At 46.5% G+C, this 14,649-nt stretch carries 11 protein-coding genes and 1 pseudogene; 4 read left to right on the forward strand and 8 right to left on the reverse strand.

Going from position 1 to position 14,649, the window contains the following annotated elements; all coding sequences use genetic code 11:
• Positions 1 to 136: 136 nt before the first annotated feature.
• Both MNQ98_RS24665 and cls read right to left on the reverse strand, forming a co-directional pair.
• Positions 137 to 1,099, reverse strand: coding sequence for a YitT family protein (locus tag MNQ98_RS24665; protein ID WP_425298570.1), 963 nt, complete (start codon positions 1,097 to 1,099; stop codon positions 137 to 139).
• 159 nt (positions 1,100 to 1,258) lie between these two features.
• A complete protein-coding gene (gene cls / locus MNQ98_RS24670; RefSeq protein ID WP_241930598.1) occupies positions 1,259 to 2,689 on the reverse strand; it encodes a cardiolipin synthase in 1,431 nt (476 codons plus the stop codon).
• A 227-nt stretch (positions 2,690 to 2,916) separates the two neighbouring features.
• On the opposite strand from cls, the gene MNQ98_RS24675 reads away from it, so the two are divergent.
• Entirely contained in the window at positions 2,917 to 3,885 is a 969-nt protein-coding gene (locus MNQ98_RS24675; protein ID WP_241930599.1) for a M23 family metallopeptidase, read from the forward strand.
• Between the two features lie 22 nt (positions 3,886 to 3,907).
• Positions 3,908 to 4,327: a bactofilin family protein gene (locus MNQ98_RS24680; RefSeq protein ID WP_241930600.1), complete on the forward strand. Its 420-nt coding sequence runs from the start codon at positions 3,908 to 3,910 to the stop codon at positions 4,325 to 4,327.
• Between the two features lie 151 nt (positions 4,328 to 4,478).
• Here the strand turns inward: MNQ98_RS24680 and MNQ98_RS24685 are convergent, their stop codons facing one another.
• Positions 4,479 to 5,252, reverse strand: coding sequence for an ABC transporter permease (locus MNQ98_RS24685; protein ID WP_241930601.1), 774 nt, complete (start codon positions 5,250 to 5,252; stop codon positions 4,479 to 4,481).
• On the reverse strand, positions 5,245 to 6,156 hold the full coding sequence (locus MNQ98_RS24690; protein WP_241930602.1) for an ABC transporter ATP-binding protein: 912 nt from the start codon (positions 6,154 to 6,156) through the stop codon (positions 5,245 to 5,247). Before MNQ98_RS24690 ends, MNQ98_RS24685 begins: the two co-directional genes overlap by 8 nt.
• 604 nt (positions 6,157 to 6,760) lie before the next feature.
• Between MNQ98_RS24690 and MNQ98_RS24695 the strand changes: the two are divergent.
• Positions 6,761 to 6,961: pseudogene (locus tag MNQ98_RS24695) on the forward strand (helix-turn-helix domain-containing protein); the annotation flags it as partial.
• A 148-nt stretch (positions 6,962 to 7,109) separates the two neighbouring features.
• Here MNQ98_RS24695 and MNQ98_RS24700 read toward each other — a convergent pair.
• Positions 7,110 to 8,045, reverse strand: coding sequence for an LCP family glycopolymer transferase (locus tag MNQ98_RS24700; protein ID WP_241930603.1), 936 nt, complete (start codon positions 8,043 to 8,045; stop codon positions 7,110 to 7,112).
• A 287-nt stretch (positions 8,046 to 8,332) separates the two neighbouring features.
• A complete protein-coding gene (locus MNQ98_RS24705; RefSeq protein WP_241930604.1) occupies positions 8,333 to 8,767 on the reverse strand; it encodes a hypothetical protein in 435 nt (144 codons plus the stop codon).
• Positions 8,768 to 8,986: 219 nt separating this feature from the next.
• On the opposite strand from MNQ98_RS24705, the gene MNQ98_RS24710 reads away from it, so the two are divergent.
• Entirely contained in the window at positions 8,987 to 9,355 is a 369-nt protein-coding gene (locus MNQ98_RS24710) for a helix-turn-helix domain-containing protein (RefSeq protein WP_241930605.1), read from the forward strand.
• 98 nt (positions 9,356 to 9,453) lie between these two features.
• Here MNQ98_RS24710 and MNQ98_RS24715 read toward each other — a convergent pair whose 3' ends face one another.
• Together MNQ98_RS24715 and gltB are read right to left on the reverse strand one after the other, a co-directional pair.
• Positions 9,454 to 9,603 carry a hypothetical protein gene (locus MNQ98_RS24715; RefSeq protein ID WP_241930606.1) on the reverse strand — a complete coding sequence of 50 codons (150 nt, stop codon included), beginning with the start codon at positions 9,601 to 9,603 and terminating at the stop codon, positions 9,454 to 9,456.
• A 257-nt stretch (positions 9,604 to 9,860) separates the two neighbouring features.
• Complete coding sequence (gene gltB, locus MNQ98_RS24720; RefSeq protein ID WP_241930607.1) at positions 9,861 to 14,459, reverse strand: glutamate synthase large subunit; 4,599 nt, start codon at positions 14,457 to 14,459, stop codon at positions 9,861 to 9,863.
• Positions 14,460 to 14,649 lie beyond the last annotated feature (190 nt).

Below are 14,649 nucleotides of genomic sequence, written 5' to 3' on the forward strand. Positions count from 1 at the left end.
GTTCGCCTTTGTCCCCGGATTTCAACGATGTATAAATATATGAAAGAAATCTGGGGGCAACAGCGATCGTAAGAATAATCCGCATTCGTAGTGATGCTTCGGCTAATAATTTTAAGTCTCATTCTTCTATAGCACTTTAGTGAATATCTTTCTTCTTGAAACGGCCGCCCTTCACATCGTGAATGTTACCAACCGCAAGAAACGCTTGGGAGTCCCAGTCTTCAACGATGGATTTCAGCTTCGCTTCCTCAAGCCGGGTAATGACTACAAAAATAACCTTCTTGCTGTCACCGGTATAAGCACCTTCCCCATCCAGATAAGTTACACCGCGACCCAGACGCTGAGTGAGCGCATCGCCAATTTCCTTATACTTCTCGCTTATAATCCATACCGATTTGGATTGATCAATACCTTCGATCGTAATATCAATCAATTTGAAAGCCAAGTAATACGCAATGAGGGAGTACATCGCATGATCCCAACCAAAGATGAAGCCTGCACTGCCGAGAATAAAGAAGTTAATGAACATGACGATTTCACCGACAGAGAACGGTGCTTTTTTGTTAATCAAGATGGCTACGATCTCTGTGCCGTCAAGTGACCCGCCCGAGCGGATAACCAAACCGACGCCGATCCCGAGTATAACGCCACCAAAAACAGCAGCCAGAAGCGGATCAATGGTAAGCGGGGACACCGGATGAAGAAAGTAAGTCCCTACCGACATAACCAAAACGGCGAAAAGTGTGGACAACGCAAACGTTTTGCCGATTTGCTTATACCCCATAAATAAGAAAGGAAGATTGAAGAGTGTGAGGAAAACGCCAAGTGGTATTTGGGTGATATGCGAAACCATAATCGAGATTCCAGTAATTCCACCGTCGATAATACGGTTCGGCACGAGAAATATCTCCAGACCGACGGCCATCAATGTTGCTCCAAGCGTCAAAAATATAAACCGGCGGAGAAGTCTTGCTTGGAGTGATCTCGAGGTTGGCTTTTCCGGCTGTGGCTGTTGTGTTGGTTGCATTTGTGGCTGAGACTGCTGTTGAGATTGCGATGACTGCGGCGGTTGTGATAGAACATTTAATTCACTGGACATAAAATTCCCCCGATCATTTTGCAATAAAGCCAAGTGTATATTTATAAGCTTTATTTATATATTTATTTTAACACAAAATGAAAGGGGCGATATACGGAATTCCAAGATTAAACAGATTGCAACGCTTAATCATTTATTTTTCACCGTTTTAAACATCGTTTATAGCAATGGAGACAGCATTCTGCTTAATATTTCTGTAACCTTCTGCAGCCTTCCCCGTTCGTGAAATTTCTGGGTATCAATCAAACTACTGTTGCGCAGATCCTCCTCAAAATCGGAAACTAAACGCTTAATCGGCTCCTTATCGAACAGAACAGCAGTCAGCTCGAAATTACAAAAAAAGCTTCGCATATCCATATTCGCCGTGCCAACGGAACCAATCAAATCATCAACGATCAGCACTTTTGCATGAATAAACCCTTTTTTGTATTCGTAAAATCTTACCCCTGCCGTCAGTAGATCTTCCACGTAAGACAGTGAAGCCAGCTTAACAAGACGGGAATCCGCCTTGTCCGGAATAATAATGCGCACATCCACACCGCTGACAGCCGCCGTCTTGATTGCTTCGTATAATCCTTCGTCCGGAATAAAGTACGGTGTAGTAATCCAAATCCGTTCCTTAGCCACCGAGATGGAGCCGAAGCACATTTCCTGAATCGCGTTCCAGGTCATATCAGGTCCGCTGCTCAATATCTGTACCTGTTCTTCACCCGTACAATGGTGTTTGGGAAACAGCCTCAGGTCTACAATCTTCTCCCCTGCAGCAAGCTTCCAGTCCTGAAGAAAAACGTTCTGCAAAAAATAAACCGCGTCCCCCTCCACTTCCAGATGCGTATCCCGCCAGTAGCCCATATTCGGATATTTCCCCAAATAATCGTCACCGACATTAATACCACCGAGAAAGCCGACGGTTCCGTCAACGACTACGATTTTCCGGTGGTTCCGGTAATTGATTCTACGATTTAACACCGAAATCATCGCTGGAAGGAAAAAATGAACCTCCACCCCCGACTCTTTAAACCGGCGTACAAACGAATTTTTTAGCTTGTAGCTGCCCAGTCCGTCGCAAATAAGGCGTACCTTGACGCCTTCCTTAGCTTTACGGATCATCACATCCTGAAACTTCGTCCCGATCGTGTCATGACGAAAAATATAAAACTCAACGTGGATATGATCTTTCGCCTTTTCCATGGCGTGGAGCATAGCCGCATATGTCTCCTCCCCATCGGTCAGAACCTTGCTTCGGTTACACCCCGTGATAGGACTTTCGGAAAGATGGTTCAACAAATTGAAGAGGCGGAGATTATGATGGAATTCGTCATTATGCATGTCTGATGCTTGCTGGACCACGGCTGCTTTATTCCACAACTGCTCCTTGATCTCCTGAAACAGACGTGTTCCCCGGTTACGAATCTTCAGACGATGCTGATAGTCTTGAGCCATGAAAAAATAGAGCACAAAGCCGACCAGCGGCAAACAAAATAAAATAAACAACCACGCAACGGTCTTGGACGGATTTCTGAATTCCAGCAACAGCACCGCAGCCATTTGGCATATGAATGCGATAAGTACAAGCAGAAGCCACAGCATGCCGGCAGCCCCCTAACTTAGAAAAAATATGATAACTACATCATTGACCATTCAATTATGTATTTATTCAAAACATACCCAATCAGCAACAAGAATGAACACTACCATCATCTTCTTCTAATATTTATGACATGTTTCTCGCAAAAGTAGAATACATAGAGAATAAGGATCCGTCCAACTCTTTATCGTTACCTTTGCTGCACATAGAAATAATGAAAGGGGATGCCATGAAGAACAAGCGCCGGAAACAACGTATGACCTTGCTGGTGCTCCGCGATGCCCAGCACTCGGTCAAACAGGTTCATTTATCCAAGCCATTGATGATCGCTGTACCCGCTGCTGCAATCCTTTCTATATCGAGTCTGATTGTTTCCATGCAAATCAACTCTGCGCGTACGATTTCGGAGCTGGAACAGCAACTTACACTCAAAAGCCTAGAATCGCTCAAAATGGAAGTTACCGTTACCAACAAAGAAGAAGCGATTGAGCGGCTGAATAAAGCGATTATCCAGCTCTCTAGTGAAGCCGCACAGACCAAAACACAGATGAAGCGGGTAAAGGAACTGGAGCTTGAGCTGCAGCAGTTCATCCAAAAACACGGCTCCGCTGGAGAGAAGACGTCCTCTCTGTCTCTGGACAGCGGCAATGTCGGAGGGGAGTATATCGCCGTTCATGAGAACGAAATGCTCAATTTGGCTGAAGAAACGAAAGATGATTTTGAGGCCATACAGGACCTGATCAAGACGATGGAGAGCCATATTCCCAAGACGCTGGATCAGGCCGTCGAGACTCAAAGTAAACGTGAAGGAAATCCAACCCAGTGGCCCACGCTCTCCAAGCGCCTTACCTCCAGTTTTGGTTATCGACACGATCCGTTTAACGGACGGTCCGCCTATCATGCCGGAATCGATATCGCTGGGGAGCGAGGTGATCCGGTATTTGCCGCCGGTTCAGGCACTGTAACTACAGCGGAACGAAGCGGTGTACGAGGATTGTACATCGTTGTACGTCATCCGAACGGGCTCGAGACATGGTATATGCACCTCGATAGCCTAGATGTTCAGGCCGGAGATCAGGTTGGGCAAGGCGAACGTATTGGCAGGCTTGGGAACACAGGACGCAGTACCGGTCCGCATCTTCACTTTCAGGTCGTCAAGAACAACCAGACCGTAAACCCGCTGCCGTACGTTCAATAAAAGTGATAAGGAGGTTTTTGTTGTGAAAAAGTCTAAAAGAAATAAGTTTTCATCTGCGGGCACTAGCACACTTATCAGTCAGGGCAGCCATGTTGAGGGCGCTCTAAACTGCGACGCAGATCTGAGGATCGATGGAAAATTTAATGGCACCATTGAAAGCCAGGGTAACGTGACCATCGGTGAAAGCGCAGTTGCACGCTCCAACATTTCAGCCAAAGAAGTGATCATAGCGGGTAAGGTGTACGGCGATATCGCAGCCGAGGGTAAGCTGACCATCACCCCAACCGGACAAATGCATGGTGATGTCATTGCTTCATCTCTTATTATTATGGAGGGCGGCGTTCTTAATGGGGCGAGTCACATGGAGAGTCCAGCGGCTGGTATTGAGCCTGCCAAGTCAGCTCTTGAGACGTTACCCATGCAAAGACCCGAAGCAGGGTAACGAAATATTAATCCACTCTCCTCACGGTCTACCGAGGCCCTGCGGGGTCATTCACGGTGCCATACACATTCAACCTAAAGAGCCCCTTCGACAGCAAATCTGCCGAAGGAGCTCTTTTATCTTACCGGAATAGTAACGAATCTCTAAAATATCATGCGGAAACATCTCTTTTGGAGAAAGCCCACCAGGATACAAGCCCAAATATCAAACAATACCCGACTAACACAGCGATAGAGAATCCGATCCCGACCCCGCCGGGCCCAACAGATGAATGAATGTAATCGCTGAGATCAATATGGAGAAACAAAATATATTTCGCCCACTCATATTTTTCGGGGTTTAACAACAAGCCGAACAAATCCTTCGTAAACAACATGAGCATCGATAATCCGATAGCAAGACTGCTGGAGCGAAAAGCGGTGGAAATCATGAAAGCGATAAGCGCTATAACGAACAGTTCAATGTAATCGGTCAGTAGCAGGAGCGCCGAAGCTTCCATACCGGCCCCTTCCGAACTCAAGGAGATCGCAGACTCACCAGAGAATAACAACGCCGACGACAACATGCCAACAACCGCCACGATCATCGTCCCAAGCAGGGAGAATAGAATCAAAGCCAGAAATTTGGACATTAAGATCTTTCCCCGGCTCCAAGGGCGGATTAACAGGAGCTTGATCGTTCCCCACGTAAACTCCCCCGCCACCATATCTGCGGCGATAACTACTGTAAATATCGTGTTCAGCATAAAGGTAAAACTCTCTGTCCACGTAAAGGATGTCCAAAGATCCATTGGCGCTCCGGTTAAGTACATGAGAACGGGCATAAGCACATTAAAAGTAGCCAGGATCCCGATCATCACCCATGTGCGGACTCGGCTGTATATCTTCATATTCTCATTGGCGATAAGCTTAAAAAAATCAGTCATGGCTTTCACTTCCCGTCATCTCCAAAAATTGATCCTCAAGCGATGTGGTGACTGGCTGTATTCCATACACCTGAACACCGCCACGCACAAAATCTGCATTGATCTCAGCAATCGCATTGCGGTCTCCACGGATAATAACCCGGTTTCCGTGCACTCTGTACTGAAAGGATTCCAGCAGCTGAACAGCTCGCAGAACATCACTTACTTCGAAGGCTGTTTCCTCGAATGCCCGTTCTCCTTCTGAAGTACGCAGCTGCCGTATATCGATCAGCTTGCCGTTTTGAATGACGCTAACCGTATCACACATAAGCTCCATTTCGGACAGAAGGTGGCTGGAAACGAATACCGTTGTTCCCTCTTCACGGCTTAATTTGCGCAAATAATCGCGAAGCTCCCTGATTCCCTGCGGATCAAGTCCATTGGTTGGCTCGTCCAGTATGAGCAGCTTCGGCCGATGCAGTAGTGCTTGTGCTACGCCTAATCTTTGCCGCATACCGAGGGAATAGGTTTTCACTTTATCGTGAATCCGGTCCGTAAGTCCGACCAGCTCTACCACCTCGTGAATACGCTGTTCTGAAATGCCGGGCATCATCCGTGCATAATGGACTAAATTTTTATAACCTGTCAAGAACTTATACATTTCCGGATTCTCAACAATTGCGCCGATTTGGGAAGAGGCCTTTTCGTAATTCTCACGGATACTATGCCCCCCGATGAGAATATCCCCTTTCGTAATCGACATCAAACCGACCATCATCCGGATCGTCGTTGTCTTCCCCGCACCATTCGGCCCCAAAAAGCCAAACACCTGACCTGCGGGAATGTCCAGAGTAAGATCCTGGACCAATGCCTTAGATGCGATTATTTTCGTCACACCCATCAGCCTTACAAGCGGTTCCTGCATATGTTATATACTCCTTTGCGACTGTCATAGCTTATACCATAGCTTCAATATAAATCCTTTATAGTAACACACTTTCCTTCCTGAGTGTTGCCATTAGCGAAGACTGGAGTGGAGGTATCCTAGAGCAATCCGGGCAAACCCCCATGGGGATATCATATTTGAAAAAACCAGTTCGAAACAAATTTCCACCTTCCGTAAGAGACACAACTCGACAACAACAGATACAGTACATTCTCAATTCATTCATACCTAACAACATCCTCTCCCATGGAGATACCTGCTGGTGATACAAAACGTATCTATAAATGGAATGTATATAATCTTGAAAAGTTTGTCAACAAAAAATAGATATTTTCTCATATTTTACTGGTTCTACTGTATCATACTAACACCAGATAGTACCCGCATTTTGACGCAATGTGAGATCCTTTGTCGAAGTGATTATGCGCTGCATAGATACATTTTGTTACATTTTTGAAAATAGGATACAAGCTGTATTGACGGAAACGTTAATTTGCGATACATTTTGTATCATGTACGTGTAAACATTAATTATGTTACTTATTGGAATTGAACCATGATTTAAGGGAGGTGGAGATGAACGTTGTACGGACATCGAATCGCAGAACTGCGGGAGAACAATGGGTGGACTCAAGAAGAACTTTCAGAGGCTATTGGCATTAGCCGGGCATCATTATCACATTATGAGAAAAACCGCAGAAAACCGAATTTAGAAACCTTGACACGGCTCGCCGATAAATTCCACGTCTCCATTGATTACATTATCGGAAGAAGGAATCCGCCCCAGTCCAAATCCGTAAAGAAGGCTTTAGAGCTAAAAGACTAATTGATCATTTGTCTTCCAGACATACTCTAAAACAAAGTACCCCCTTTGTGCTGCTAAAGGGGGTACTTATGCATGAATCCAAATATAGTAAATACACATAGGATTGTTACTGTATATGAGCTTTTAACAAGGCATTCATCCTGCTTCTTTCCTCTTCTTCGACCATATAATACCAAATTCCGTTAATCTTTTCTCCGTAGCCTTTAACTTCTACCTGCTCGATCTTTTCTAACTTCGTACGATAATCCTTCATAAATGTTTTCATTTCCTCAAATGAAATATCAGTCTTAACACTCGCGCCTACTTCATCAAGAATATCTTCCAGCTTGAAAACAGTCGATATATTTAAAGATTTGTCGATTAGCTCTCTCAATATTTCTCTCTGCCGCACATTGCGTCCCAAATCTCCTCTGGGATCCTCGTATCTCATACGTGAAAAGGCAAGAGCTTCTTCCCCGTTCAAGGTTATTTCCCCTTTTGCAAAATGATAACCTGCATAGTCAAATTGTAATGTATTCATAACATCAACTCCCCCCAAGGAATCGATGATTCGTGAAAATCCTTCCATATCGACTTTAATGTAATAATTTATTGGGAAATTCAAAAAATCCTCTACCGTGCGAATCGACATATCCACGCCGCCAAAAGCATAAGCATGATTTATTTTGTCAGTAGTTCCATGTCCAACGATAGTTGTACGGGTATCTCGCGGAATATTGAACATCAATATGGATTTCTTGGCTGGGCTCACCGCGAGTAATATCATAGCATCTGAACGCCCTCGATCATTGGGTCTTTGGTCGACTCCAAGAACTAGAACGGTAAATGGGTCAAGTCTATCAGGATTCACCGGTTCCCTTGGTTTAACCTGAGCCTTAACATCAGCCGTAGCATTAGCAGGAAGAGAAGGTAAGGGATCCCTTTCTTCATAAATATGATCAGCCGTTGCCTTAACCAATTGATACATGTATACACCGTACCCTGCAACAAGTATTAGAAGGAATGCTAGCAGCCAGGCAGTATATTTCAATTTTTTAGGCATCCAATTATCCTCCTGCAGTTCATGAACTCCTCTAATCCTCTAAATACCGCATTCTTTCAACTGTCCATTTACGGTACAATATGTATCTCCCTGCAAGTATATGATAGCCTATTTTAAGAAACATACTGTATCGACAATAGGGACTATTCTATAGATTGCTACTTCTGTCTCCCGATACCTCTCTATAAAAATAGTCCAGCGCCATCCACTTAAGAGGGCGCCAGGATATAAGGTAAAAGAACTAATGACCAAGCAACGTAAATATAGTAAAATGTTTGTAACCAAAATTATTGAATCATAGTATTTATCAGTCGACAGGACGGGTTGTCGTTTAATCCCGTTCCGAGCTTATTGTAGAGAACAATCGGCGATTCACAGAGGTAATGGCACATCATCCGGTTTAACATACCTGTGATCCGAAGTTTCTCATTCTCGGAGACCTGCAGTCTGGCTGTATACAGACTGTTTTCTTTCCATAGCTCTTTCGTCAAGGAACCTCCGGTAACCCGTAAGAGGTCATAAGAATCATCCAATTCATAACAAAACTTCACATTCGGGGACAAAGGAATATTCCATGGACACAGGAAAAGAAGTTTTTCCGGGCTCAGCTCAAGCGGGATAATCTGATGGCTTTGACCATGGATGTTTAGCCGTCCGATAGAGGTAACTGATATCCCGACATTTATGGATCTACGTCCATCATTTGACATATAAATATTCATTTTACTCCTTCTTTTCCGCGATTTTCTGGTATGAGACATCTGGATCATGGATAAAATGATACTAATCGTCACACTGAGATACGAATTGTATCCTTTACCATCTCCAATATTACGATACAATATGTATCTCGTCAATATGAAATACGTTCGGATGAACCATTTGAATTTATCCATACGCTTCTATAGAGCATTCCCAAGCAATCGGAGGAGGACCCTAGCATGAATTACGGAAATCGAATAGCAGAATTACGGGAAAAGCGGGGCTGGACCCAGGAAGAATTAGCTACAACGGTGGGGATAACTCGAGCAGCTTTATCTCACTATGAAAAAAATCGTCGCAAGCCGGATTTTGAGACACTCACCCATCTTGCTGACCGTTTTGATGTTACCATCGACTATTTGATTGGACGAACTAAGCTGGAGAAAATGAACATGGACCCCGACGTCCGTGAATTCGTCGACGACTTAGAATTGTCTGATCACGATCTGCTGGAGCGCTTTAATCTCACCGTAGATGGGCGGAAGCTGACGGAGGAAGAAGCCAAGCGTTTTATAGCTTTTGTAAGAATGGAACGTATGATGAAATAATTATTAATAAGAGGTTACAGAAAAATCCCCGGCAAGCTGATCACATACAGCCTGCCGGGGATTTTATCCTCAACTCCCAGATCGGGAATGATGAACATTCATAGTCCTTCTTTCTCTCTTTGAAACTGCAGCCATTTGTCGGGATGGATTCCCATTTGGTCCAGGAGCTTGTAGATGTTTAGGTCTGTCTTTGTTTGCTGCACCTGTCTTTCATTTTGCCCTGATCCGGCCTCTTTCTCTACATTCATCTTTCTCCAACCTCACTTCTCATCTACTTTTGGCTCTCCATCCCTAATGTATTCTACTTCGTTGAATAATTTTTTTACTTACTTATCGATATTATACCTGACCCACGCCTATAGTATTGTCGTCTGTTGGAACCATTGTCCTACCGTTTGGTTCTATTTTTGTCGAATACTAAGAAAACACGATGCGTTCTATATAGATCGCATCGTGTTTTCTTATAAAACGAGTTTGATAAAATAGGTCTTATAAATCAGATCAACTAATTGCCGCCTATGCGGGCCAACTCTCGCATATTTGCTTCAAAGGCAGCAAGCAGCGCAGCTTCCCCAGTCAGCCCCTGTTCCTGAACCTTCTCGATCTGCAGCATCATCCGTTTGTAATCTTTCGGAATGACACGAACGAATTGGTTGAGCGACTGGTCCCAGTCAGCCAAAATATTCTGTGCCAGACTGCTGTCTGTATATATGGAATGGCGCTGGATCATATCGAATATCGCAGAAGCTTCTTTCGGGTCTTCCACGCGTTCCAGTAGGACCATCTCCAGATTACAGAGATTAAACAACATTCCCTTCGGGTCATATACATAGGCAATGCCGCCCGACATTCCGGCTGCAAAGTTACGTCCTGTACCTCCAAGAACGACAACCCGCCCGCCTGTCATGTATTCACAACCATGGTCACCTACGCCCTCTACTACGATATGGGCGCCCGAGTTACGGACCGCAAAACGTTCACCTGCAATACCACGCACATAGGCTTCTCCACCCGTTGCTCCGTAAAATGCGGTGTTACCGGCGATGATATTTTCCTCGGCTACGAAGGTCGCCTTTAGTGATGGCTTGACAATGATCTTGCCCCCGGAAAGTCCCTTTCCGATGTAATCATTGCTGTCCCCCTCCACGGTAAGCGTCATTCCTTTTGGTACAAACGCACCAAAGCTCTGTCCTGCTGATCCATCAAAGGTGAACTGAATCGTATCCTCCGGCAGTCCGGCTGCTCCGTATTTACGTGTCACTTCACTACCCAGGATTGTACCTACCGCGCGATCCACATTCGTAATCGGGAATCGGCCTTGAACCGAAGTCCCTGATTCCAACGCAGGAGCTGCACTGTCCATCAGGAAGCGCAGATCGAGCGTTTCCTCCAGACCATGGTTCTGACGCTTGGTGCGGAATCTGGAGCTGCCTTCAGGAAGCTCTGGAGAATGTAGAAGAGCGGAAATGTCGATTCCTTTCTTCTTCCAGTGATCATCCGCCTTCACCGCGTCCAGACAATCGGTCCGGCCCACCATCTCCTCGATCGTACGGAAACCGAGTGAAGCCATAAGCTCACGCACATCTTGGGCGATAAAGGTCATAAAATTGACGACATGCGCCGGATCTCCGGTGAAGTTCTTCCGTAGCTCCGGATTCTGTGTTGCTACGCCAACTGGACAGGTGTCCATCTGGCATACACGCATCATAATGCAGCCGATCGCAACAAGCGGAGCTGTGGAGAAACCGTACTCCTCGGCGCCCAGCATGGCAGCGACGATCAGGTCACGGCCACTCAACATCTTTCCGTCCGTCTCCAGCACGACACGGTCACGCAGGTTGTTAAGAATCAGCGTCTGATGGGTTTCCGCAAGTCCAAGCTCCCACGGCATCCCTGCATGGCGGATAGAGCCTTGAGGAGAAGCACCTGTGCCTCCGTCGTAGCCGCTTACCAGAATGATATCTGCGCGTCCCTTGGCTACACCAGCCGCAATCGTACCGACTCCGACCTCAGACACGAGCTTGACGTTAATATCCGCACGCGGATTCGCATTTTTTAAATCATAGATCAGCTCTGCCAAATCCTCAATGGAGTAAATATCGTGATGCGGAGGAGGCGAGATCAGTCCGACACCTGGCGTAGAGCCGCGGACTTCAGCTACCCAAGGGTATACCTTACGTCCAGGCAGCTGTCCACCTTCACCCGGTTTGGCCCCTTGAGCCATTTTGATCTGGATCTCATCGGCATTCACTAAATAATTCGATGTTACGCCGAACCGGCCCGAAGCGACCTGCTTGATAGCGCTGCGGCGTGAATCTCCGTTGGCATCCTTAACAAATCGGCCCGGGTCTTCACCGCCCTCTCCCGTGTTGCTCTTGCCTCCGATCCGGTTCATCGCGATCGCGAGGCTTTCGTGAGCTTCCTTACTGATGGAGCCAAATGACATCGCCCCGGTCTTGAAACGACGTAAAATATTCTCGATCGGCTCTACTTCCTCCAACGGAACAGGCTCGCCAGTCGGTTTGATCTTAAGCAGCGCACGCAGGGTCAAGTGTTGTTCACTCTCACCTTGCACAAGCTTGGCGTACTGCTTATACAATTCGTAGTCATTCGTGCGGACTGCCTGCTGAAGCAGATGAATCGTTCTCGGGTTAAATAAATGTTCTTCCCCGCCGCTTCTCCATTGATATTCGCCAGCTGAATCAAGCACCTTGTCATTGCCATCCTTGTCGGTAAATGCACGCTCATGATGAGCCAGTGTCTCGGTAGCAACCTCATCCAATCCAATACCGCCGATCCGGGATGGTGTCCATGTAAAGTAGCTGTCTACAAACTCCGATTTGAGACCCACCGCTTCAAAGATCTGTGCGCCACGGTATGATTGGATCGTGGAGATCCCCATCTTGGATAATACTTTCACTACGCCTTTACTTGCCGCCTTGATAAAATTCTTAACAGCCTTTTCATGGGAAATGCCACGCAGCATTTTCTCTTGAATCATATCGTCCAGTGTTTCAAATGCCAGATAAGGATTCACTGCACTAACACCATAACCGAGCAAGAGTGCAAAATGATGCACTTCACGAGGCTCGCCGGATTCCAGCAAAATACTAACCTTCGTCCGCGTGCCCTGACGGATAAGATGGTGATGAAGCGTTGATACGGCGAGCAGTGATGGAATCGCCGCATTTTCCTTATCTACACCGCGGTCAGACAGGATCAGAATGTTATGCCCTTTAGCGATAACCCGGTCTGCCGCCTCACACAATCCCGTCAAAGCTTGACGGAGCCCCTCGGCACCATCAGCAGCTGTAAAGAAAATAGGGATGGTCATGGACTTAAAGCCCGGACGATGCACATGGCGGATTTTTGCAAAATCTTCGTTGGAGAGCACCGGGGAATCCAACCGGATATGACGGCAACTCTCAGGCTCAGGATTCAGCAGGTTCCGCTCAGGTCCTATCGTCGTAGCCGTCGATGTGATCAGTTCCTCACGGATGGCATCGATCGGCGGATTCGTCACTTGGGCAAACATCTGCTTGAAATAATTAAACAGACGCTGTGGGCGATCTGACAGCACGGCAAGCGGAGCATCATATCCCATGGAAGCGATCGCCTCGGCTCCGGTCAGAGCCATAGGCTCAATCACTTTACGCAGCTCTTCAAATGTGTAGCCAAATGACTGTTGCAGCTGACGCACATTTTCATGTTTCGGATTCGGCAGCTCCTTCGCTTCCGGAAGATCCTCCAAATTCACGAGATGCTCATCTAGCCAATCCCGGTAAGGCAGTTCCGCAGCAATACTCGCTTTGACCTCTTCGTCGGATATGATACGCCCTTCCTTCGTGTCGACCAGCAGCATCCGTCCAGGACGCAGACGGTCTTTATACAGCACATTTTCCGCAGGGATATCGAGTACGCCCGCCTCGGAAGACAGAACAATCAAATCGTCCTTGGTGACATAGTAACGTGACGGACGAAGTCCATTGCGGTCCAATGTAGCACCAATCTGAATACCGTCAGTAAACGCCATCGCAGCCGGTCCGTCCCACGGCTCCATCAACGTGCTGTGATATTCATAGAATGATTTTTTCGTTTCATCCATACTTTCGTGGTTGTTCCATGGCTCCGGTACCATCATCATCGCAACATGTGGCAGGGAGCGTCCGCTCAAGTACAGGAACTCAAACGTATTATCAAACATGCCCGTATCTGATCCGTCGGAATTGATAACCGGTTTGACTTTGTCCAGATCACTTCCGAACAACTTATTCTCAAAGAGTGACTGACGGGCATGCATCCAGTTCACATTTCCGCGCAGGGTATTGATTTCACCATTATGAATCATGAAGCGGTACGGATGGGCACGTTCCCAGCTAGGAAATGTGTTCGTGCTGAAACGGGAGTGGACGAGCGCAATGGCCGATTCAACGCGTGAATCCTGCAGATCCACAAAAAATTGCCCGACCTGAACGGTCGTCAGCATGCCTTTGTATACAATTTTGCGGCAAGAAAGACTGGATACATAAAAAGTATCGCCTTCAGGCACGTCACTGTAACGAATGGCAAGTTCAGCTCTTCTGCGTATCACATAAAGCTTCCGTTCGAAGCTGAGATCATCCTGAATATCCTCACTGCGTCCAATAAATATTTGGCGGACATAAGGCTTTGCTGCCTTTGCGGATTTACCCAGCATTTCATCGTTCGTCGGTACGTCACGGAAGCCTAGCAGTGTCTGTCCTTCCTCTGCAATAATCGCTGCAAGCTGCTCCTCGTGATCAGCCCGTACGCTTGGATCATGAGACAAGAACAGCATTCCTGCTCCGTAATTGCCCTGCTCCGGCAGCGCAAATCCAAGGCGCTGAGCCTCTGCGACAAAAAAAGTATGCGGAATTTGCATCATTATTCCCGCTCCGTCACCTGAGTTCGGTTCACTTCCTTGGCCGCCACGGTGTTCCATGTTGCCGAGCATCGTGAGTGCCTTACTTACGATATCATGGGATGGTCTTCCTTTAATATGAGCAACAAAACCCATTCCGCAGGCGTCTTTCTCAAACTGCGAATCATAGAGTCCCTGTTTCTGGGGGAAATCGGTATGTTTCATAATATGCAACCTTTCTGTTACAAAGTAATACTGCACTTTACCAGTTCAGTATGAAGGGCATGTAGGCTGTTTAGGCCTTCCGGTTGGGGGGAGGAATATGCAGAATAATGCAATTTTGTGCAAAAATAATTGGAGGACGATTAATGAATAACACGATAAGCTTTATTAGTGTTATTATTTTATCACCCCC

The sequence above is a fragment of the Paenibacillus sp. N3/727 genome (assembly GCF_022637315.1).
Taxonomy (GTDB): domain Bacteria; phylum Bacillota; class Bacilli; order Paenibacillales; family Paenibacillaceae; genus Paenibacillus_AQ; species Paenibacillus_AQ uliginis.